General features: G+C 47.6%; 18 protein-coding genes, 1 tRNA gene and 1 pseudogene. 17 read left to right on the top strand and 3 right to left on the bottom strand.

Annotated elements, in window-relative coordinates; translation table 11 throughout:
* Positions 1-5: 5 nt before the first annotated feature.
* From phnL to GKZ89_RS08735, 6 genes are all read left to right on the top strand, one after another.
* On the top strand, positions 6-713 hold the full coding sequence (gene phnL, locus GKZ89_RS08760; protein ID WP_155112028.1) for a phosphonate C-P lyase system protein PhnL: 708 nt from the start codon (positions 6-8) through the stop codon (positions 711-713).
* A gap of 19 nt (positions 714-732) precedes the next feature.
* Complete coding sequence (phnD, locus tag GKZ89_RS08755; RefSeq protein ID WP_155112027.1) at positions 733-1764, top strand: phosphate/phosphite/phosphonate ABC transporter substrate-binding protein; 1032 nt, start codon at positions 733-735, stop codon at positions 1762-1764.
* Positions 1765-1820: 56 nt separating this feature from the next.
* Positions 1821-2609 carry a phosphonate ABC transporter ATP-binding protein gene (gene phnC / locus GKZ89_RS08750; RefSeq protein ID WP_155112026.1) on the top strand — a complete coding sequence of 263 codons (789 nt, stop codon included), beginning with the start codon at positions 1821-1823 and terminating at the stop codon, positions 2607-2609.
* Positions 2599-3384: a PhnE/PtxC family ABC transporter permease gene (locus GKZ89_RS08745; RefSeq protein ID WP_155112025.1), complete on the top strand. Its 786-nt coding sequence runs from the start codon at positions 2599-2601 to the stop codon at positions 3382-3384. Before phnC ends, GKZ89_RS08745 begins: the two co-directional genes overlap by 11 nt.
* On the top strand, positions 3384-4217 hold the full coding sequence (locus GKZ89_RS08740; protein WP_155112024.1) for a PhnE/PtxC family ABC transporter permease: 834 nt from the start codon (positions 3384-3386) through the stop codon (positions 4215-4217). Before GKZ89_RS08745 ends, GKZ89_RS08740 begins: the two co-directional genes overlap by 1 nt.
* Before the next feature lie 416 nt (positions 4218-4633).
* Positions 4634-5011: an FAS1-like dehydratase domain-containing protein gene (locus GKZ89_RS08735; protein WP_155112023.1), complete on the top strand. Its 378-nt coding sequence runs from the start codon at positions 4634-4636 to the stop codon at positions 5009-5011.
* 85 nt (positions 5012-5096) lie between these two features.
* Here the strand turns inward: GKZ89_RS08735 and GKZ89_RS08730 are convergent, their stop codons facing one another.
* Positions 5097-5858: a DeoR/GlpR family DNA-binding transcription regulator gene (locus GKZ89_RS08730; RefSeq protein ID WP_155112022.1), complete on the bottom strand. Its 762-nt coding sequence runs from the start codon at positions 5856-5858 to the stop codon at positions 5097-5099.
* 247 nt (positions 5859-6105) lie between these two features.
* Between GKZ89_RS08730 and GKZ89_RS08725 the strand changes: the two genes are divergently transcribed.
* The 5 genes and pseudogenes from GKZ89_RS08725 (at position 6106) to GKZ89_RS21195 (ending at position 13222) form a co-directional block, all read left to right on the top strand.
* On the top strand, positions 6106-7089 hold the full coding sequence (locus GKZ89_RS08725; protein WP_155112021.1) for an ABC transporter substrate-binding protein: 984 nt from the start codon (positions 6106-6108) through the stop codon (positions 7087-7089).
* A 63-nt stretch (positions 7090-7152) separates the two neighbouring features.
* Positions 7153-8697, top strand: a complete 1545-nt coding sequence (locus tag GKZ89_RS08720; protein ID WP_338324908.1) for a sugar ABC transporter ATP-binding protein — start codon at positions 7153-7155, stop codon at positions 8695-8697.
* A complete protein-coding gene (locus GKZ89_RS08715; RefSeq protein WP_155112020.1) occupies positions 8694-9680 on the top strand; it encodes an ABC transporter permease in 987 nt (328 codons plus the stop codon). Before GKZ89_RS08720 ends, GKZ89_RS08715 begins: the two co-directional genes overlap by 4 nt.
* A 20-nt stretch (positions 9681-9700) precedes the next feature.
* Positions 9701-10348 (top strand): annotated as a pseudogene (locus GKZ89_RS21200) (glycoside hydrolase family 32 protein); the annotation flags it as partial.
* Positions 10349-10606: 258 nt separating this feature from the next.
* On the top strand, positions 10607-13222 hold the full coding sequence (locus tag GKZ89_RS21195) for a glycoside hydrolase family 32 protein (RefSeq protein WP_338324911.1): 2616 nt from the start codon (positions 10607-10609) through the stop codon (positions 13220-13222).
* A 90-nt stretch (positions 13223-13312) separates the two neighbouring features.
* Here GKZ89_RS21195 and GKZ89_RS08705 read toward each other — a convergent pair whose 3' ends face one another.
* The gene (locus GKZ89_RS08705) at positions 13313-14134 is read right to left on the bottom strand and encodes a hypothetical protein (RefSeq protein WP_155112018.1); all 822 of its coding nucleotides are present in this window, start codon (positions 14132-14134) and stop codon (positions 13313-13315) included.
* Between the two features lie 120 nt (positions 14135-14254).
* On the opposite strand from GKZ89_RS08705, the gene GKZ89_RS08700 reads away from it, so the two are divergent.
* From GKZ89_RS08700 to GKZ89_RS08690, 3 genes are all read left to right on the top strand, one after another.
* Entirely contained in the window at positions 14255-15106 is an 852-nt protein-coding gene (locus GKZ89_RS08700; protein ID WP_155112017.1) for an ABC transporter permease subunit, read from the top strand.
* The gene (locus GKZ89_RS08695) at positions 15103-16074 is read left to right on the top strand and encodes a peptide ABC transporter permease (protein ID WP_155112016.1); all 972 of its coding nucleotides are present in this window, start codon (positions 15103-15105) and stop codon (positions 16072-16074) included. The genes GKZ89_RS08700 and GKZ89_RS08695 overlap by 4 nt, the downstream gene beginning before the upstream one ends.
* A 47-nt stretch (positions 16075-16121) precedes the next feature.
* Positions 16122-16195, top strand: a tRNA-Gly gene (locus GKZ89_RS08690).
* A gap of 78 nt (positions 16196-16273) precedes the next feature.
* Here GKZ89_RS08690 and GKZ89_RS08685 read toward each other — a convergent pair.
* Complete coding sequence (locus GKZ89_RS08685) at positions 16274-16939, bottom strand: B3/B4 domain-containing protein (protein ID WP_155112015.1); 666 nt, start codon at positions 16937-16939, stop codon at positions 16274-16276.
* Between the two features lie 76 nt (positions 16940-17015).
* Between GKZ89_RS08685 and queG the strand changes: the two genes are divergently transcribed.
* The 3 genes from queG to trmL all read left to right on the top strand — a co-directional run bounded on the left by queG (position 17016) and on the right by trmL (position 19966).
* A complete protein-coding gene (queG, locus tag GKZ89_RS08680; RefSeq protein WP_155112014.1) occupies positions 17016-18149 on the top strand; it encodes a tRNA epoxyqueuosine(34) reductase QueG in 1134 nt (377 codons plus the stop codon).
* Between the two features lie 406 nt (positions 18150-18555).
* On the top strand, positions 18556-19446 hold the full coding sequence (locus GKZ89_RS08675) for an amidase domain-containing protein (RefSeq protein ID WP_155112013.1): 891 nt from the start codon (positions 18556-18558) through the stop codon (positions 19444-19446).
* Between the two features lie 46 nt (positions 19447-19492).
* The gene (gene trmL / locus GKZ89_RS08670) at positions 19493-19966 is read left to right on the top strand and encodes a tRNA (uridine(34)/cytosine(34)/5-carboxymethylaminomethyluridine(34)-2'-O)-methyltransferase TrmL (protein WP_155112012.1); all 474 of its coding nucleotides are present in this window, start codon (positions 19493-19495) and stop codon (positions 19964-19966) included.
* Positions 19967-20279: the final 313 nt, after the last annotated feature.

Here is a 20279-nt window from a genome sequence, read left to right as displayed (position 1 = left end):
CTGCAATGGAGTACATTTTGAACATTCAGGGGCTCGACAAGTCCTTTACCCTGCATAATCTCGGCAAAAAAATCCGTGCGGTTTCCGGCATCAGCATCCAGGTCAGAGCTGGAGAGTTCGTCGGGATCACCGGGAAAAGCGGGAGCGGAAAATCAACGGTGCTGAAATGCATGTACAGGACCTATCTTCCGGACCGCGGAGAAATTCTCTATGATTCGAAAAAATTCGGCCTGATTGATCTTGCTGCTGCAACGGAGCGCGAAATGATTTATCTGCGCAAGCATGAGATCGGTTATGTCTCACAGTTTTTAAATGCCATGCCGCGCACAACAGCGAGAGAGCTAGTCAAGCAGGCGATTGAAGAAATGGGTACCGATGAAGCATCGGCTGCCATTCAAACGGAAGAGATCCTGGCCCATTTTGAACTGGACCGTGAGCTGTGGGACAGCTATCCGGCAACCTTTTCAGGCGGGGAAAAACTGCGTCTGAATATCGCCCGCGCCATGGTTAAACGGCCGAGGCTCCTGCTGCTGGACGAGCCGACTGCAAGCCTCGACCAGGCTTCCAAAATGAAGGTCAAAGAGCTGATACAGCAGCTGATGAATGAAGGAACAACGATGATTGGGATCTTCCATGATCTTGAATTTATGCAGGACCTGTGTGACCGGGAGTACAGCATACATGAAGGAAGCTTTTTGGCATCAGTCAACTAATCCGGAGGAGGAATTGAAAATGAAAAAAGCATGGATTCTCATTCTGTCCCTTTGTTTTGCCTTAGTAATTGCAGGCTGTTCCAGCGGTGCTTCAGGAAAAGATGACGGAGAGCTGACGATTGCCTGGCTGCCAAATGAATCCGGTGCGGATATGGGCGAAGCGCGCGAAGAAATCGGCAAGGCGATTGAAGAAGCAACCGGCCAAAAGGTAAAGCATCAGACAACAACTGACTACATCGTAGCGATCGAAGCGATTGCCAATGGAAAAGCCGATCTTGCTTTCCTTGGTGCACAAGGCTATATCGAAGCTAATGAAAAAAATAAAAAGGTTGAACCGCTTGTCGTATCAAGCGGCGAGTCCGGAACGCTTGAGGATGCCATTTACCACAGCTGGCTCACTGTTAAAAAAGGAAACGAGCAGGAATATGAAAAAGGCGGGGAGTACACCATCGACGGCATAAAAGGAAAACGGTTCTCGTTCGTTTCAAATAGCTCCACATCCGGGTTCCAGGTGCCTTCCACTGAAATTGGAAAGCATTTCAGTGAAAAAGGAGAGGATCTCGCTCCGGAAGATCTAATGGAAGGCGGAGAGGGAAAATTCTTCAGTGAAGTGCTGTTCGGAGGTTCGCACCAAGGATCAGCAGTGAACCTTTTAACAGAAAAGGCAGACGCAGCAGCATTCTGTGATACGTGTGTAGCGAACTATGTGGAACTCGAAGAAGGCAAGGCAAATGAGGCCGGCTCTGTCTACAAGGTAAAGGAAGGGGCAGCTGAACCGTTCCAAAACCTTGCAGGAGAACAATTCACGCTGTTCTCCGTGACTCCTGTTCTAAACGCACCGATTGTCATCAATTCCGAGAATGTAGACGAAGAGGCGAAGCAAAAAATTCTCGACACCCTGACGTCTGAGGAAACGAAGAACAATGAAAAGATTTTCGTACCGGAAGGCTCTGAAACATCCGGCCTGTTTGAAAAGGCGTCCGGAAAAGAGCAATTTGTCAAAGTGGAAGACAAGTGGTTCAACCCGATCAGGGAACTGCAGAAAAAATAAGGGAAGAAGGCTGCGCATGATGGATGCGCAGCCCTTCCGGATATAGGAGGCTGCCTATGACAGCGCTGCTGGAACTGAAAGAGGTGTCCAAGCAATTTGGAAAAGATACCAAAGCGTTATCGGATATAAGCTTTACCATTGAAAAGGGAGAATTCGTCTCCATTATCGGCCCTTCCGGAGCAGGGAAATCCACCCTTCTCCGCTGCATCAACCGGATGGTTGAGCCGACAGGCGGCGATATTATCTTTGACGGAATCAGCGTCCCGGGACTTGGAAAAAAAGCGCTGATGAAAACAAGAACGCAGATCGGCATGATCTTTCAGCATTACAACCTGGTGAACCGGCTGACCGCTATCGAAAACACCCTCCACGGAAGGCTCGGCAGCAAATCTGTCCTAGCCGGAATGCTTGGATTATACAGCGAGGAAGAGAAGCAGCAGGCAGTGAAGCTGCTTGATACGCTCGGACTGAAGGAGCAAATGTATAAGCGGAGTGACCGCCTGAGCGGCGGGCAAAAGCAGCGGGTCGGCATCGCCAGAGCGTTAATCCAAAATCCGAAGATGCTCCTGTGCGATGAACCGATTGCGTCGCTTGATCCGAATTCATCAAAGGTGATCATGAAGCATCTGCGCACCATTTCAACAGAGCTTGGCATCACGGTTCTCGTTAATCTGCATCAGGTCGAAACGGCGCTGAAGTATTCAGACCGGATTATCGGGGTGAATAGCGGAAAAATTGTCTACGACGGACCGCCGGCAGGGATGTCATCTGAAGAGATAGCCAACATTTATGGAGCGGAAGCAAAAGATCTCTCCATCACCCTTGGTGGCGGCCATGCAGGCTAATGTTCTTACGAAGCGCCGCCTGAACTCAGGATTATTTGCTGCCGCTGTTATCCTGCTTGCCCTCGGAGCGATGGTGCTTACAGAATTCGATCCAGCCGAAGGACTGGCCTCCATACCAGCCGCTCTTTTATGGGGGATCACAAACTTTTATCCGGATGCCGCTTCCTTTGAAAAACTGCCTGATATCCTGCCAAAGCTTGCAGAAACGCTGCTGATGTCCATTGCCGCAGCAGTGTCCGGAGGGGTTTTCGCACTCGCTTTTGCCGTGGCAGGCTCTAAAACAACAGGCATCAATCCGTTCTTTCAGGCCATCTGCCGGGCGATTGCCACCGTGTTCCGGAACATTGACGTTGCCGTCTGGACGATGATCCTGCTCTTTTCATTCGGACAGACACCGATAACAGGTTACTTTGCTTTATTTTTCGGAGCATTCGGTTTCCTGACCAGAGCGTTTATGGAGACGATTGATGAAGTGAGCAGCAGTTCGGTGGAAGCACTGCGTGCGACCGGAGCCGGGTACTTGCCAATTGTCTTTCAATCGGTGCTGCCGGCCTGCATTGCCCAGATGATCAGCTGGCTGCTGTTTATGATCGAAACGTCAATCCGGAGCGCCACCCTTGTCGGAATCCTGACAGGTTCAGGCATTGGCTATGCCTTTAACCTCTATTACAAGAGCTTGAATTACGGGGCAGCGAGTCTTGTCGTCCTCACCATTGCCGCAGCTATTTTGCTGATCGAGGCTTTGTCCAACTATGTAAGAAGGGCGGTGATCTGATGGGTCTTGAAAATTTGGCGCAAGCCGGCAAAGCGGTGCCAGCCAAAATTAAAGTCCGAAAGAGAACAAAATCCTCAATTGTAATCACCTGCACACTGGTTACACTCCTGCTGCTGACCGTTTATACGTTTACAACATTCGGCTCAAAGGAGATCGACTTGGCAAAAGGCATGACTGAAACATTTGCTAATATCAAAACCATGTTCCTCGAACCCCGTCTTCAGCACTTTACACTGGCCGATGCCTTTATACAGGTAACGGTTACGATGGGTCTCGCTTTTCTGACCACCCTAATCGGTGCCATCATCGCCCTGTTCTTTGGACTCTTGGCAGCCGAAAATTTATCATCCGGAAGGTGGCCGGCAGTGATCAAAGGGGCAGTAGCCTTTATCCGGGCAGTTCCCACCGTACTATGGGTCCTTATTTTCGCTGTGTCAGCCGGACTAGGGAGTGTTGCAGCTGTAGTGGGGATGACCTTTCATACCGTCGGTTATTTAATAAAAGCCTATTCGGAGAGCTTCGAAGAAATGGACAACGGAGTGATAGAAGCCATGAAGGCAAGCGGAGCAAGCTGGTGGCAGACTGTATTCCAAGCCGTGCTCCCATCCTCAGCCGCCTATATCATCTCATGGACCTTCCTCCGGTTCGAAGTCAACTTCGCCGTCGCCGTTGCCATGGGAGCCGCCGCCGGAGCAGGCGGCATCGGCTACGACATGTTCATGGCTTCCAACTTCTATTATGATCTGAGAGAAGTTGGCGTCATCACCTTCTTCATCCTTGGATTTGCCATCCTGCTCGAGCTCGCAGCAGGACGGATTAAGAAAATGACATAAGTGGATGGGCCGGTACCTGGGTGGGTGCCGGTTTTTTTGTGTGAGGAGTGGGGTCAGAGATGATGTGATCTGGCAGAAGCGGGGTCAGTCCCTCACTCTGCTAAAGGACTAAAGCTCCGGCACCGAATCTGCACACCCTTGCGGCGCAAGGGATTGAAGTGATGGGTCTCTGTCCCCCAATACGGTGAAGCAAGTGGGGACAGACCCGGTGCCAGTCCCCACATTCTATGCCGTACTAAAGCTTCGGCACCGGCTCCGCAAACTGTTGGGACGCAAGGGGTCGCAGAGGTGCGCCTCAGTCCCCCGCTGCGGTGAAGCAGTGCGGGACTGACCCCTCACAAAATTAAACTGAATGAATAGCCATTCATTTACCCTCCGTTCTATGCTATATTCACAGTAAAGGAAGGGGAGATAAAATGGCCATTCAAAAAGGGAATGTTTTTACTTGGGAGCGGACCTTTACCGAAGAAGAGGTCCTGCAATTCGCAGAGTTTTCAGGAGATAAGGGCCGTCACCATCTTGAGAAGGATGAGCAAGGACGGCTGGTTGTGCACGGACTCCTGACTGCAAGCATCGGTACAAAAATTGGCGGCGATCTGCATTATATTGCGAGTGAGATGGTAAGTGAATTTAAACGGCCGGTATTTACCGGAGATGCGATTTTGTGCGAAGTCACTGTTACCGAAGCCGAGCAAAAGGAAGGCTATCAAAAGGTTTCCATGAGCAGCGTGTATACGAATCAGCACGGAAAAGCTGTCATGACCGGATCTGTTAAGGGAATTATCAGAGATTAAAAAGGGCCGCTTTTGGGCCCTTTTTGCATTTATGCTGGAAAAGAACACTCAGCCTTATGTGTTTATCCAATCAGTGCTTCCCGCGTTAAACAAGCTGCACTTTTATGCCTCTTCTTTCTATGTCTTCTTTAATTGCGGGATCCAGTCCTGCATCGGATATAAGTACATCGATTTCTTCAAGATCAGCCACTTTTGAAAAACAAATTTTACCCGCTTTGCTTGAGTCGCTGAGCAATATGACACTTTGTGCATTCTGAATCATCATCTTTTTAATTCTGGCTTCGGTAAGGTTTGGAGTAGTAAGCCCTTCTGATAAATGAATTCCATTTATGGCTACAAACGCTTTATCAACTCTGATCATGGACAGATTTTGCTCGGCAAAGGGACCTACTGCTGCAAGTGTTTCCTGGCGAAGACTCCCCCCGAGAAAAATTAAATGAACTCCTGGTATAGGGGAATAATCCCTTAGGAGTAATACAGAATTCGTAACGATCGTTAAATTTTTAAATTCCTTAAGTTCGTTCATCATCGGCAGAGTTGTAGTGCCTGAGTCCAGTAAGATGGTATCTCCATCCTGAATCCATTGTACTGCCTTTTTGGCTATGGCTACTTTTTCCTGAACGTATTCGATCTCTTTTGCACGAATGGTAGGCTCATAGTTTACGTTATCTAAAGAGACGGCACCCCCATGGGTTCTATGTATTTGGTTGTTTTTTTGAAGTTCTTTCAAATCCCGCCTGATTGTTGATTCGGATACTTGAAGAAAATTGCTTAAATCTTGGACCGAAGCGCGAGAGTGGCTGGTTATGAAGTCAATAATTTTTAACTGGCGTTCTTCACTAAACATTGGTTACCTCCTTATCTAGCCTATTTTTACCATAAAGAGAACCGGAAATCATTAATTTTAAATTATTAGAATTTATTGACAATGACAGGATATGGATTTAAAATGAAGCTGAATCGTCACATATGAGCGCGAATGGTCAGATTCAGTCATTTGATGTTATATGTAAGCGATTTCAAACACGAAGAAAGCAGGTTGGATTTTAACTATTACCAGTTTTAATCAAAAACAGTCAAAAGGGGAGAAGAAAATGAAAGCGGTTACCAGATCTTTATTCGCGTTATTGTTGTTGGTCTTTATGTTGGTGGCAGCGGGCTGCAATGCGATTGACACAGGTTCAAATACAGAGCCTGCTTCTGGAGGAGATACAACGGAAAAAAAGGATGGGAAAATTAAGATTGGTTTGACTGTAGGGACACTGGCCAATCCTTTCTTTGTATCCATGTCAAAAGGGGCTGAGGAAGCTGCTAAGGAAATGGGCGCAGAATTGATCACCGTTAGTGCGGATTATGATCTGGCAAAACAGACCTCTCAGATTGAGGATTTTGTAACAAAAAAAGTGGATCTGATTTTGTTGAATGCGGTTGATTCAAAAGGGATTGCAGCAGCTGTTCAGCAAGCAAAGTCAGCGGGAATTCCAGTTGTTGCGGTCGATGTCGGAGCTGAGGGTGGAGTGGATAGTGTCGTTACGTCTGATAACTATCAAGCTGGCAAGCTCGCAGGAGAATACGTAATCGAGAAACTGGGCGGCAAGGGAAACATAGCGGTCATTGACGGACCTCCTGTATCCGCAGTTACGGATCGTATTCAAGGGTTTGAGGATGCCATTAAGAATTCAGAGATTAAAGTCGTTGCAAAGCAAAATGGTGAGGGGAACCGGGAGAAAGCTCTTTCTGTTACGGAAAATATCCTTCAAGCTCAGCCTAAAGGATCGATCCAGGCGATTTTCGCCATAAATGATCCTGAAGGTCTCGGAGTGAAAATTGCACAGGAACAGGCAAATCGCGGTGAGGAGTTCTTCATTGTCGGTGTGGACGGGGCTCCTGAAGCGGTAGAAGCGTTAAAGGAAAACAAAAGCTTTGCAGCAACTTCTGCCCAGGCACCAGATGAAATGATGAAAACGGCAGTGAAAATCGGGAAAGACATCCTCGATGGAAAAGAAGTGGAAAAGCTCGTTAAAGTGCCGGTTGAACTGATTACTCAAGACAATGTAGACAGCTACAAAGGATGGTAAAACGAAAAAGAGTGAGATCTTCTGCAAGGAGGATCTTATTCTTTTTAAGGGAGGCGGCAGTTTGTGAACGCAACGATCTTGAAAACAGCTTCTCCTATCCTGTCCATGAATGGAGTAAGCAAGACATTTTCCGGAGTGACAGTTCTTAAAGGAGTAAGCCTTGATGTTTATAAGGGAGAGGTCCATGCATTAATGGGTGAGAATGGAGCGGGCAAATCCACGCTCATCAAAATCCTTTCAGGTATATACCAGCCGGATGAGGATGAGGGAAGCATTGAATATAAAGGGCAAAAGCTCGCATGGAGCGGTCCTGTAGAAGCAAAGCAAAATGGAATCAGTGTGATCCATCAGGAGCTTAAGCTTTCTCCAAATCTATCAATAGGAGAAAACATCTTGATGGGAACCAAATTCCCTAAAAACCGTTTTGGGCTTGTGAACTGGCGTGAAGTACATGAGAGAGCGGGTTCGGTGCTGTCTTCAATGGGGTCAGACCTTGACCCGCGCAGAATCGTTGCTGATCTGAGTGTCGCCCAGCAGCAGGTTGTCGAAATCGCCAGGGCACTTTCCTATGATGCCGAGGTCCTTATCATGGATGAACCGACCGCTTCTCTGACGGATAAAGAAATAGATAAATTGTTTGCCATTATTGAAGACTTGAAGAGCAAGGAAGTTGGCATTATTTACATCTCTCATCGAATGGAAGAGATTTTCCGGATATCTGACCGGTATACTGTGATTCGAGATGGTGAATGGATACAAAGCGGGCCAATCACAGAAACGAGCCCGGATCACCTTGTGAAATTAATGGTTGGCAGAGAATTGAACACCTTGTTTAAAAGGGAGGTAAGCGCTGCATCGGAACGGGTAGACCATCATAAGCCTGCGCTTGAACTCCGGGAGGTATCCGATCGGAAAGTCGTTAACCAAGTTTCATTAAAGGTCTATCCAGGAGAAATTGTCGGTCTTGCCGGACTGGTTGGCGCGGGGCGTACAGAGCTGATCCGGACCATATTCGGTGCAGCCCCTCTTAAAAGCGGAGAGGTTTATATAGACGGAAACCGCGTAAGAATCAGCAATCCGTCAGAAGCTGTTCTCTATGGGCTTGCCCATGTACCGGAGAGCAGGAAAGAACAGGGGTTATTTCTGAACATGAGTGTGAAGGAAAACATTGTGATGGGCGAGTTGAAGAAGTTTCAGAAAAGCGGATGGTTGAGCTGGAAACGGATTGGAGACCGGGCAGATCATTTGATTGAAGAGCTTGGGGTAAAAGTCGCCTCATCTGAACAATATGTTTCAGAGCTTAGCGGAGGCAATCAGCAGAAGGTAGTTATTGCACGCTGGCTCGCGACCAACCCGAAGGTGCTGCTGCTTGATGAGCCGACCAGGGGTGTCGACATCGGAGCAAAAACGGAAATTCATAAGATTATCTCGGCCCTTGCTGAGAAAGGCCTTGCTGTTCTCGTTGTGTCTTCAGAGCTTCCTGAAGTACTGGGAATCAGTGACCGGATTCTGGTGATGCATGAAGGGAGAATTAAAGGAGAACTTCTGAGAAGCGAAGCAAGTCAGGAAAAAATTATGCATTTTGCTACTGGAGGGCAGGAATCATGAAGGGGAATTTAGCAGAAGTACCTACTATTCAAACGAAATACGGGAATGGAGCCATTCAGCTTTGGAACCGGCTTGGGATGCTCATTATCCTCTTGCTGCTATGCGTTATTTTATCGTTTTCAGCTCCTAACTTTCTGGACGTCTCAAATTTACTGAATGTGCTGAAACAGGTTTCCATTAACGGGATTTTAGCTGCAGGCATGACAGTCGTGATCTTAACAGGGGGAATTGATTTATCTGTAGGAGCAATCGTCGCTCTGTCCGGAGTCATATCCGTTATGATCTCCCAGGCAGGTGTTCACCCGCTTGCAGCCATTGCAGCCGGAATAGCGGTGGGAGCTTTCTTCGGACTGGTCAACGGTTTCTTTACTGCTAAAACCAAGCTTCCGGCATTTATCGTCACTCTTGGCAGCTTTACCTATGTCAGGGGGCTTGCTTATGTAATCAGCGGGGGATACCCAATCGTCGTTGCAAGTGATCTGTTCAAATTCCTCGGAGCGGGCAGGCTGTTTATGATTCCGACTCCCATCTACATTATGGTCATCGTTTATGCGGCGATGTTCTTCGTTTTGAAATACACCATGTTTGGCCGTCATGTCTATGCGATTGGAGGGAGCGAAGAAGCGGCACGCCTGACAGGAATTAAAGTCGAGAATACTCTGATGAAGGTGTATACGCTGTCCGGAATGCTTGCAGGACTTGCTGGAGTGGTGCTTGCCGGAAGGCTGTTCTCCGGTCAGCCGACAGCTGGTCTTGGCTATGAGCTTGATGCGATTGCGGCTGTCATTCTGGGCGGAACAAGCCTGGTCGGAGGAGCAGGCAGGATTCAGGGAACCATTATTGGGGTTTTGATCATGGGTGTGATTACGAACGGATTGACCCTTATGGATGTCAGCTATTACTGGCAGCTCGTTGTAAAAGGCGGAGTAATCGTTGCAGCTGTTTTGATTGACCGTCTGCGCAGCAAAGGGGCGGCACTATAAAAAAATGGGGTGAGGAAAACGTGAAAAAACTTTTCCGAAAAATCATTATTTGCGGGGCAGCTCTGGGAGTCGGATTTGCTCCTCCTTCTTCTTCCGCAGCAGCAGAACAGGGGTACTATATGGAAAACCACCGAAACCAATTTCATTTTTCGCCTGAAGCAAGCTGGATGAATGATCCGAATGGAATGGTGTACTACGAAGGAGAATACCATCTTTTTTATCAAAATAATCCTTTTGATACGAGATGGGGTCCGATGCATTGGGGCCATGCTGTCAGTAAGGATTTAGTGCACTGGGAACACTATCCGATTGCTTTGAGCCCGGATGAAAACGGGGCGATCTTCTCGGGAAGTGCGGTAATCGATTACAACAACACAGCTGGATTCGGGAAGGAAGCAATGGTTGCCATTTTTACACACGAGGGCAATAAACAGGTTCAAAGTCTCGCTTACAGTAATGATAGGGGGAGGACTTGGAAGAAATACGAAGGCAATCCGGTCATGCCTGATCCCCCAATCCGTGACTGGCGAGACCCGAAAGTGTTTTGGCATGAGGAGTCCGGCAAATGGGTGATGGCCCTTGCTGCAAAAAACAGCGTGATGATCTATTCCTCACCTGATCTGAAAAAATGGACGTATGAGAGCACCTTCGGACCGGACGAAGGCTCTGTACAGGCGACAAGCCTGGGCCAGCGCACACTTGCCCTTTCTCCTCAGACAGGCAGTGATTTTGAGTATAAAGGGACGATCAGTGTAAGAGAGAAAAATACAAGGGTCGGCGCAGGCGGTCTACTGTTCCGTTTTGATGCGGAGGGGAAGAACGGCTATACGGCAGAAGCTGATCTAAGGAACGGACAGCTGCTGCTTAAACGGATAAACGATGGAAAAGAAGAAGTGCTGAAGCAAGTGCGCTTAAGTGATTCCTTGATGAAGGCAGATGCCATTGAACTAAAGGTGAGAGCGGAAAAAGAGAATATCCGGGTATATGCGGATGGCGTCCTTCTTTTAGAAGCGTCCGATCCCAGTTTTGAGAACGGTTACTTTGGATTGGTGAATGATAGTGCACTCTCCGTTTTCCGGGATGTATCCTTTAAGAATCAATCAAATTTCCAGACCAATCTTACTCGCTGGCAGGAAGTATCCGGTGCCTGGAAAAAAACACTCTTTGGCATGAAGCCTAAGAATAAGGGGACGAATGTTTATTTATCAAGTGCATCCGAAAGTCAATTCAGCTACTCTGCAAAGCTTGCATTTAATACAAAGGGAATTGGCGGGTTACTGTTTCGTGCAGACGAAGCAGGGAAAAATGGATACCTTGCAGAGCTGGATGGAGGAAGGCGGATCATCAAACTTATAAGAATAGAAGGAGGAAAACAGCAGGTTTTAGGGATTAAAGCTATTTCTGTTCAAAATGGAACAGCTGACCTGAATGTAGAGGCAGATGGGGCGGAATTATCCGTCATGGTAAACGGAGAAAAAGTTTTGGCACACCGGGACAGCCGTTTTACAGCCGGAGCCTTGGGAATTGTGAGTCAAGGTGAAAACATGACGTTCCAAAATGTAAGGAAACAGTCTTTTGTCGGTGAAGTACCTGAATACATTGAAAATCCTGATTTTGAGAAGGGGACTCTTGAAGGCTGGACTCCGCTGGAAGGGACCGCGTTTACGGACAAGCAGGTATCGCCGGCGGATACTTACTGGGGAGGACCATTTGACCATCAGGGCCGCTATCATTTATGGGGGGCTGCCGAGACAGGAGACGATCCGACGGGTTCTGTCCGCTCTTCCTATTTTAAGCTTAGCGGCAGCGGGGAAATCAATTTTCTGATCGGAGGAGGAAATGACCGCGAGAACTTACATGTGTCCCTTGTGAGGGCTTCTGATAACAGGGAACTGATCCGTTCTCATAATTACCGCTTCAATGATGATGAAAAATACCGCAGGGTGGTTTGGGATGCTTCCAGCTATTTAGGTGAGAAAGTATACATCAAGATCACAGATCGTAAGTCAGGCGGATGGGGACACATAAACGCAGATGATTTTCATGTATATAATGAAGGACCGGTCCCGGAGAAGCCTGAAAATGACCCGAACGCCGGTCCCGGTCCGCTCTATGAACAAAAGTCCTCTGGAGCATTGACAGTATGGAACCCCTTGGGCGGGGAATGGACCACTGCAACAGAAGGATCATATGGAGGGATTTGGGAATGTCCGGAGCTTATTCAAATCCCTGTTGAAGGGGAGCCCGGTAAAAAGAAATGGGTCATGATGGTGAGCATCAATGACGGGGCACCGGCAGGCGGTTCAGGCATGCAGTACTTTACAGGGGACTTTGATGGAAAAACCTTTACAAATGACCATCCTCCTGAAAAAATCCTTTGGGCGGATTACGGAGCGGATTTTTATGCGGCCGTTACATGGAACAATACACCTGGTGAAAAACCGATTTGGCTCGGATGGATGAGCAACTGGCAATATGCGAACGATACACCTACTTCTCCATGGAAAAGTTCCATGACCGTTCCCCGGGAGCTTGTTATGTCGAAGGAGTCTGATGGATACCGCCTCAAACAGGCACCGGTGGCACAGCTTCAGAATCTTCGTGAAAACAAGGTTGAATACATCAATAAAGAAATTGCCCCGGGTGAAAACTTGCTTGAAAATGTAACAGGAGATACAGCGGAAATTGAAACGGAATTTGCTGCTGCCGGAGCAGAAGAAGCTGGTATAAAAGTTAGAACGGGAGGCGGACAATACACAAAAATCGGTTATAATCCCGAGAAACAGACTGTTTTTATAGACCGAACCCACTCCGGCTTTGATTTTGGACCAAATGTCAGGAAGGTGCATGAAGCTCCTGTAAAAGCTGAAAATGAAAAAATAAAACTGAAGATCCTCCTTGACCGTTCTTCAATAGAAGTATTTGTTAACGATGGGGAGAAAGTGTTGACGGACCAGCTGTTCGCGAATCCAGAAAGTCAGGGAATGGAGTTTTATACGGTCAACGGCAAAGCCCAGATTGATTATCTCCGTGTCTTTGATGTAAAAGGAATTTGGGGAGAGAGTCCGTTCCGGACAAATTTGACAGACTTTAAACCCTTAGATGGCCAATGGGGAGATACGATAGCCGGAAAGCTTGGAAGGAGCAGCGCAGACAGCTTCAACATCTCGGGAACCAAAGCAAAGGACTTTACGTATTCTGCAAAAATAAGAGTGCTAAATGAAGGAGCGGGAGCACTTGTCTTCCGTGCAGACCGCAGTGCAAACAATGGCTATTTCGTAAATATTGACACTAAGCATAATGTGATGAAACTAATGAAACGGTCAAATGGCTCGATTCAGATTCTGAAAGAAGAGCCGCATCCATTTGAGTCAAACAAAGAATATGAGGTAAAGGTAACAGCGCGCGGGGATGAAATTCAGGCTTTTGTAAATGGATCAGCGATTATAAAAGCCTTTGACAGTGAGTTTGCGGAAGGATATGCAGGTCTCAATGTCTGGAACGCAACAGCTGTATTCCAGGACGTGAGACTGGAACAGTAAAGCGGGCACAAAACTTGAAAGACGAAGACAAAAAAGCAGAATCAAATGTGATTCTGCTTTTTTGATTTATATGAATGGAGGTGGCCATTATCACTTTGCTGATTCCTTGTAAAACCCAGCCGCAATCTGCAAACCCTTCACAATTCCGTCCGGCTGTTCGATCTCATATAAAACATTTCCTTTGCTCCATTTGATCGTGTGGTTCCTGCTTTCCGGTTCATCTCCATCCAGGTGAACAGAGCCTTGGTCAGGAGGCGGGAGCATCGTTTTTTCAAGGTAGCTCACGAATTTTTTTCCGGTCTCAGCATTGGCGCCGCTGTCTGGATTGGCTGCTTTTGAGGCAAAGAGCCAGCGGCCTTCGTTCCATTGAAGATACGTGCTGCCTGCACCGGCGTCCGTGTAGCCGGCTATTCCATGTCCAAGGTCAACCGGAGGGTTCGCGCCAGGTGTGGCCTTTTGGTAACCGGTTTGTTCTGCCGCTTCTTCGGCAGATGGATATTCTTTTGCTTTTACGGTTGCTATTTTGCTTTCTTCCTTAAGATTTTTAAGCTTGCTGTTGTTGATTGGAATCGGTTCTCTCGTTTCAAAAAAGGTAATTTCATAGGACTTGGCGTCTGATTTCGTAAGGGCCGTCAGGTGCATTCCTTCGGTCACCGGCAACGTATTCGGCCTGGTAAAGGGGACACGTGTATTCAGCTGCATATAGGTTTCTTGAATGATTTGTTCAGTCGTAAGGGGCTGATTCGCATCTCCAGGGTTCGTTCCAGGTGCAGGTTCACCTTTGGCAAATCCAGCAGCTTTCGGGCTTTCTTCCTGTTTTTCCGTGCGTTCAACAGGTTCGGCTGCATCGCTTTGGCTGCAGCCAGCGGCAAGTGACAGTATGAGAATCGATCCCAGCACTTGAATCTTCATCCTGATTCCTCCTTTGCTGCTATGGATTTTTTTCCCTTTCTGGATAGGGGTAAACCTATTCAGAAAAAACTGAATTCTTTAGTTTATAGTGGTATAATTAGGAAAAAAGAGGTCTGATACATGAAAAAAATACTGCTGCTAGCGGTTCAGGTGATTTATGCCTTTCTCCTGATCCTGCTTATTAGCGGCCTGCCAATCCTTTTTCAAAATATGAAGCCGGACTTTGCAGGTTATTTCGAGTACATACAGCAGGTGGTCTTGAAACTCATTTATTTTAATAATGATACGTTCTGGGGGATGAGCCCGATCTTTCCGACCGTAGTGGAAAGAACAGCAGACAGCCTGATTCTTCTGATCCTGGCGATTCTGATCGGCTTTGTTCTTTCATTTTTCGCTTCATCAGCGGCCGTTCTCTTTATGAAAGATAAAGGAGTGTGGCTAAAGAGGCTGATCTTTGGAGCGGAAGCAATCCCTGATATTTTTATTATTACAGTCTTACAGGCCGTGGTCATTATGATTTATAAAAAGACCGATGTTCTAATCGTGAGGGTCGCTTCGCTTGGGGATGATAAAAGCTATTTCCTTCCGCTCGTCTGCCTAGTCATTCCCGCTTCTGTTTTCCTAATGAAAATAATGATTCATGCTTTTGAAGAGGAATATGGCAAAAGGTATGTAGAACTTGCCCGATCGATTGGGACAGCCCCCCTGCGGCTTTTGTGGCTTCATATCGTGCGGAATACCGTGCACCGGTTTATGATTGCCTCCAAGACACTGATCTGGTCATTGCTTGCATCCCTGCTCATCATAGAGTACGTCTTCAACTATCCCGGTGTTCTCTCGTTTCTCCTGACTTACCGCTCACCCGAAGTATTTCTTGTCTCTGTCAGTTTGCTGTTTTTGCCATTCTTTCTGCTTTATCAATCGTATTTCATGTTTGCACCTTCACTTATTAAAGGAGAAAAAGACGGATGATTTTAGGGCTTTTAAAAGACAAAATGTTTATGACCGGATTTTTATTTCTGCTGCTGCTCATTTTGTTGAGCGTCGGGAATTCCATTTTTAACAGCGGGGAAATCCGCCAGACAGTTCTGACCTATGATGAAACAGGAGAGCTTGAGGGGGTGCCGCCTTATCCGCCATCGCTTAATCATCCCCTTGGAACAGACCGGGATGGGTATGATATGCTGCACATCATCGTCCAGGGTTCAAAATATACGATTGGAATTGCGCTCGTGATCGCTGTTGGCAGGGTTGGAGCTGCCTATCTGATCGGAAGTTTCATAGCGGCCTATTTTCCGCGGGCTATTGGGTTTCTCAGAGGAATGACAGAACCTTTTGCCTACATCCCCCAAGTCCTTATCGCTGTTTTTTTGTTAAGTCCGGTCTTGATCATGCCGATGGAAGGCTTCCAGCATCCGCTCTGGCAAAGGGTCCTTTTTGAAGTCGCTGTATTAACGGTTTTGGCCTGGCCAACGCTGACCCAGCATGTTGCAGAGGTGATGAGAGGGTTATGGAATCAGGAATTTATCTCGGCAGCGAGAACGCTTGGGGGAAGCCGGTATCATATTTTCAGATCCCATATCCGGATCTGGTTCAGGCAGGAAGGGCTGCTGCTGTTTTTTCAGCAATTTATTCAAGTCCTGATTATTTTGGCGCATCTGGGCCTGCTGGAACTGTTTTTCGGAGGAACCTTTATTGACTATGGCGGTGACTCGCCTCCTAAGACGGTCACGTACGAATGGTCAGGTCTGATCGGAGACTACTATCCGCTCCGTGGGCATTATCCGTGGCTCTCTTTCTCAGTGCTTCTGTTTTTTGCACTTGTGATCTTTGCATTGAATAGGATGATGAGAGCAGCCGAGAGGATTGGGAAAGAAGAACGTGTAAGACCGAAACGGAAAGTGATAAAAATGAAAAAGACTATTGACGAAGCAATGTAATATGAATATAATAAAATACATCGTCATCAAGAAACGCATCAAGACATGCGGGTGTAGTTTAATGGTAAAACCTCAGCCTTCCAAGCTGATGTCGTGGGTTCGATTCCCATCACCCGCTCCATACATATGTTACTAACGCAGTGCTTCGTTGAGGTATTGCGTTTTTTACTGTGCAAAAAAGCCTGCGGTTGGCAGGCTATTATAAAATAATTTTATGTTCTTCCGTTCCGCCGTGAATCTGGACGAACATTGAGGTCAATGCTGATAACAGTTTTTCTGCTTCGGCTTCTTCCATGGAAGGGGCGAAGTAGATCAGCTGCAGGGCATTAACCGTTTCAGGTGAAGCAGCCGTTCTTCTGCTGTCGACATATGGACTTCCAAATGCTCCTGCTGAATCGGAGGAAAGGATCTTTTTGTCCATAGAAACGTCCCTTCCGTTTATCGCTTCATATGTATCAGCTTCCCGCCCTATGCGGATCTCTACATCGCCATGTATTCGGTTCAGATCATAGATGCCCATCGGAATTTTATATTCCAATGAGAAAAAGTTATTCAAATCAACAGCAGAATGAATGGTTTCGAGATATTGCTGCTTTTTAATCCGGCGGAACAGTGCTTCCTGTGAAGGGCGGTACCGGTTCGGGTCTGTGCCTGTCTTTTTAAAAAGACTCCGCCATTCCTGTACTTCAGGAATGTCTTTGATTTCCTTTTGCTCAAAGTCAAAATATAACGATTCCTGAAACAGCCTCATTCTGCCCTGCAGCATCTGGGGGGATTCCCCCACTTCAATGCCGCGGTAAAAGGCCGCTCCTATTTTAAATGACGGTTCAAGACGATTAAGCTCTTGATTTACTTTGATTTCCATTTATCCGGCCTCCTTGATTTGGTACCATAATCTTATCATAGTGTCACGGAAATACAGAAGAAAGGAGACTAAGGCGATGAACCTCCAAACATTAAAAAGTGAAGTGATCGATTTCAGCAAATCCATCGGAATTGATAAAATCGGATTTGCGAGTGCAGATACATTTGAAACATTAAAAGGCCGCCTGCTTATGCAGCAGGCACTTGGCTATCAGTCAGGCTTTGAAGAGCCCGACATCGAAAAGCGCACGAATCCCGGACTGCTTGTTCCGAAAGCTAAGTCAATCATCGCGATCGCTCTTGCCTATCCATCAAAATTGAAAGATGCACCGAGAAGCACGAAGGAAGACCGGCGCGGGATTTTTTGCCGTGCTTCCTGGGGAAAAGACTACCACGATGTCCTGCGTGAAAAGCTAGCAAAGCTGGAAGCTTTTTTAAAGGAGAAATCTCCGGATATCCTGGTCAAGTCGATGGTGGATACCGGTGAGCTTTCGGACCGGGCTGTTGCCGAACGTGCCGGTATCGGCTGGAGCGGAAAAAACTGCGCCATCATCACACCTGAATTCGGCTCTTACGTTTACCTCGGTGAAATCGTGACAAATATTCCGTTCGAACCGGATCAGCCAGTTGAAGACCAATGCGGAACCTGCAATAAATGCGTGGACGCCTGTCCAACAGGAGCTCTCGTCCAGGGCGGCCAGCTGAACGCCCAGCGCTGTATCGCTTACCTGACGCAGACAAAAGGTTTCCTGCCGGAAGAATTCAGACAAAAAATCGGCAACCGGCTGTACGGCTGTGACACGTGCCAAACGGTCTGCCCGGAAAACAAGGGGAAGGATTTTCACCTGCATGAAGAGATGGAGCCGGACCCAGAGCTTGCCAAACCAAGCCTGAAACCATTGCTCACCATTTCGAACCGGGAGTTTAAAGAGAAATTTGGTCATGTATCCGGCTCCTGGAGAGGGAAGAAGCCAATTCAGCGGAACGCCATCATCGCACTGGCCCATTACAAGGATGATACCGCTGTTCCAGACCTGTACAAGCTGATGAAGGAAGACCCAAGACCGGTCATCCGCGGAACCGCCGCCTGGGCGATCGGGAAGATCGGGCATGCGGAATCAGAAGAATTTTTACAGCAGCAGCTTGAAACCGAAGAAGACAGCGACGTGCGGAAAGAAATCGAAACCGGACTGAAACTTTTGAGAACATAGCATAACAGGGAAAAAAGCCGGGATCCCCGGCTTTTTTTCTTTGAACGGATGGTGGGATGCCAGGCAACACTGGAAAAGGTGGGATGCCAGGCAAAAATGCCAGGCAACGCTGGAAAAGTGCGGGATCCCCGGCTTTTTTTCTTTGAGCGGATGGTGTGATGCCAGGCAACGCTGGAAGAGGTGCGATGCCAGGCAAAAATGCCAGGCATCGCTGGAAAAGTGAGTGATCCCAGGCGAAAATGCTATGCAACACTGGAAAAGGTGTGATGCCAGGGAACGCTGGGAAAAGCGCGATGCAGGACAATACCAGAAGAAGGTGCGATGCCGAGAACCTGCGAAAAACACTGATACTCCCGCCCGCCGCTTCATATTCATATAAATGAAGAACGGGAAGCGGGGGGACAGGATGGAGGAAATATTGGTAACGGCAGCTGAGAGCCGGCTGGATTATATTGTGAACGGGAAAGCACGGAACCTGCCTTTTATGGAGGATAAGGAGAAGCTTGCGCTGGAAAGAAAAGCGGAAGAGCTTATGGTGCGGAAAACTCCCGCGGTCAAAGGCTCGTCTAATATAAAAGTAAAAGAAGTGCGGGAGCTGCAGGGGAAAAAGGAAGTAGCCTACGTGCTGCATGAAAAATGGCTGATCCAAAATGAGGACAGCTTTTATCTGGAGGAAAAGGTGAGCCGGCGAAGGGCTTCTCTAACAGATTCAGAGGTGCTGGAGGATTGGGCGGAAGAGCGGCTGGGCGAAACGGGGGAGCCTGATCTTACTTTGGAGGAGTCTGATGGGCGGAAAGGCTTCCGCTATGACAGGATGGGAGCTGTTCAGTATGCGGAGCGCTGGTGGAACAGCCACAACAGCCAGTACAAAAATTTTGATGTGAACTGCACGAATTTCGTTTCCCAGTGCCTGCACAGCGGCGGGGCGCAAATGCGGGGGTATCCAGGTAAGGGAACAGGCTGGTGGATGCAGAACAATGCCTGGAGCTACAGCTGGTCGGTTGCCCATTCGATGAATCTGTTTTTGCCGAGGTCCAAAACGGGACTTCGGGCGGCGAAAGTGCAGTCGGCAGAAGAGCTCAGACCGGGGGATGTCATTTGCTATGATTTTCAGGGGGATGGGCGTTTTGATCATACGACCTTTGTCGTTGCAAAGGATAAAAACAATATGCCCCTCGTAAACGCCCAGACGTCCAACAGCCGGATGAGGTACTGGTCGTATACGGATTCGACTGCCTATACTCCGAATATCCGCTATTCCTTTTACCGGATTCAGGATGATTCAGAGAAGGGCTGAACCGTGCTATAATGGACAGGATTGAATACTAGCAGAGGTGACGATTTTGGGAATACATGTAGTATTGTACCAGCCGGAAATCCCGGCCAATACGGGAAACATCGCCCGTACGTGCGCAGCGACGAACACGGTCCTTCATTTGATCCGTCCGCTCGGGTTCTCAACAGAAGATAAAATGCTGAAGCGTGCCGGGCTCGATTATTGGGAGCACGTGGATATCCGCTATCACGATTCACTTGAAGAGCTTTTTACTGAATACAGCGATGGGGAGTTTTTCTACTTGACGAAGCATGGAAAGCAGCCGCATACTGTTTTTGACTATTCAGACGCCAAGAAGGAGTATTTCTTTCTTTTCGGAAAAGAAACGACAGGACTGCCGAGAGACCTGATTGATGCCAATCTGGACCGGTGCCTGCGCCTTCCGATGACGGAGCATGTTCGCTCCCTTAACCTTTCCAACACTGCCGCGATTCTCGTGTATGAAGCATTAAGGCAGCAGGATTATCTGGATCTTACATGAAAAAACGGCCTTCCTGACGGAGGCCGTTTTCGTTATTTCCGGATTTTCGGTTTATCATTGTACCCTGCTGTAAAGATGGAAACGAGAAAAGTGAGGCAGACTCCAAGCACCAATGCGGTCTTCATATAAGCCCTCCCAAAGTATAAGTCCAATATGTCCCAATTATACGCCAATATGTAAGCGCTGTGAATTGTATTCGGGCTCTTTTTTAAAAAATTCAGTCATATCGATTGCTTGTCAAACAATATGAAAAACAAGAATGATAAGCCCCCCTCCTTCATAAAGTTTAATAATCTCTACGATGCACCAAAGA

This window comes from Metabacillus mangrovi, from assembly GCF_009711125.1.
Taxonomy (GTDB): domain Bacteria; phylum Bacillota; class Bacilli; order Bacillales; family Bacillaceae; genus Metabacillus_B; species Metabacillus_B mangrovi.
This window is presented reverse-complemented; position numbering and strand designations above follow the sequence as displayed.

Coding starts and splice junctions, on each gene's coding strand:
- phnL (WP_155112028.1), top strand. CDS start 6: ATGGAGTACATTTTGAACATTCAGGGGCTCGACAAGTCCTTTACCCTG.
- GKZ89_RS08725 (WP_155112021.1), top strand. CDS start 6,106: ATGAAAGCGGTTACCAGATCTTTATTCGCGTTATTGTTGTTGGTCTTT.
- GKZ89_RS08745 (WP_155112025.1), top strand. CDS start 2,599: ATGCAGGCTAATGTTCTTACGAAGCGCCGCCTGAACTCAGGATTATTT.
- GKZ89_RS08700 (WP_155112017.1), top strand. CDS start 14,255: ATGAAAAAAATACTGCTGCTAGCGGTTCAGGTGATTTATGCCTTTCTC.
- queG (WP_155112014.1), top strand. CDS start 17,016: ATGAACCTCCAAACATTAAAAAGTGAAGTGATCGATTTCAGCAAATCC.
- GKZ89_RS08705 (WP_155112018.1), bottom strand. CDS start 14,134: ATGAAGATTCAAGTGCTGGGATCGATTCTCATACTGTCACTTGCCGCT.
- GKZ89_RS08735 (WP_155112023.1), top strand. CDS start 4,634: ATGGCCATTCAAAAAGGGAATGTTTTTACTTGGGAGCGGACCTTTACC.
- phnD (WP_155112027.1), top strand. CDS start 733: ATGAAAAAAGCATGGATTCTCATTCTGTCCCTTTGTTTTGCCTTAGTA.
- GKZ89_RS08685 (WP_155112015.1), bottom strand. CDS start 16,939: ATGGAAATCAAAGTAAATCAAGAGCTTAATCGTCTTGAACCGTCATTT.
- phnC (WP_155112026.1), top strand. CDS start 1,821: ATGACAGCGCTGCTGGAACTGAAAGAGGTGTCCAAGCAATTTGGAAAA.
- GKZ89_RS08730 (WP_155112022.1), bottom strand. CDS start 5,858: ATGTTTAGTGAAGAACGCCAGTTAAAAATTATTGACTTCATAACCAGC.
- GKZ89_RS08740 (WP_155112024.1), top strand. CDS start 3,384: ATGGGTCTTGAAAATTTGGCGCAAGCCGGCAAAGCGGTGCCAGCCAAA.
- GKZ89_RS21195 (WP_338324911.1), top strand. CDS start 10,607: ATGAAGGCAGATGCCATTGAACTAAAGGTGAGAGCGGAAAAAGAGAAT.
- GKZ89_RS08715 (WP_155112020.1), top strand. CDS start 8,694: ATGAAGGGGAATTTAGCAGAAGTACCTACTATTCAAACGAAATACGGG.
- GKZ89_RS08695 (WP_155112016.1), top strand. CDS start 15,103: ATGATTTTAGGGCTTTTAAAAGACAAAATGTTTATGACCGGATTTTTA.
- GKZ89_RS08675 (WP_155112013.1), top strand. CDS start 18,556: ATGGAGGAAATATTGGTAACGGCAGCTGAGAGCCGGCTGGATTATATT.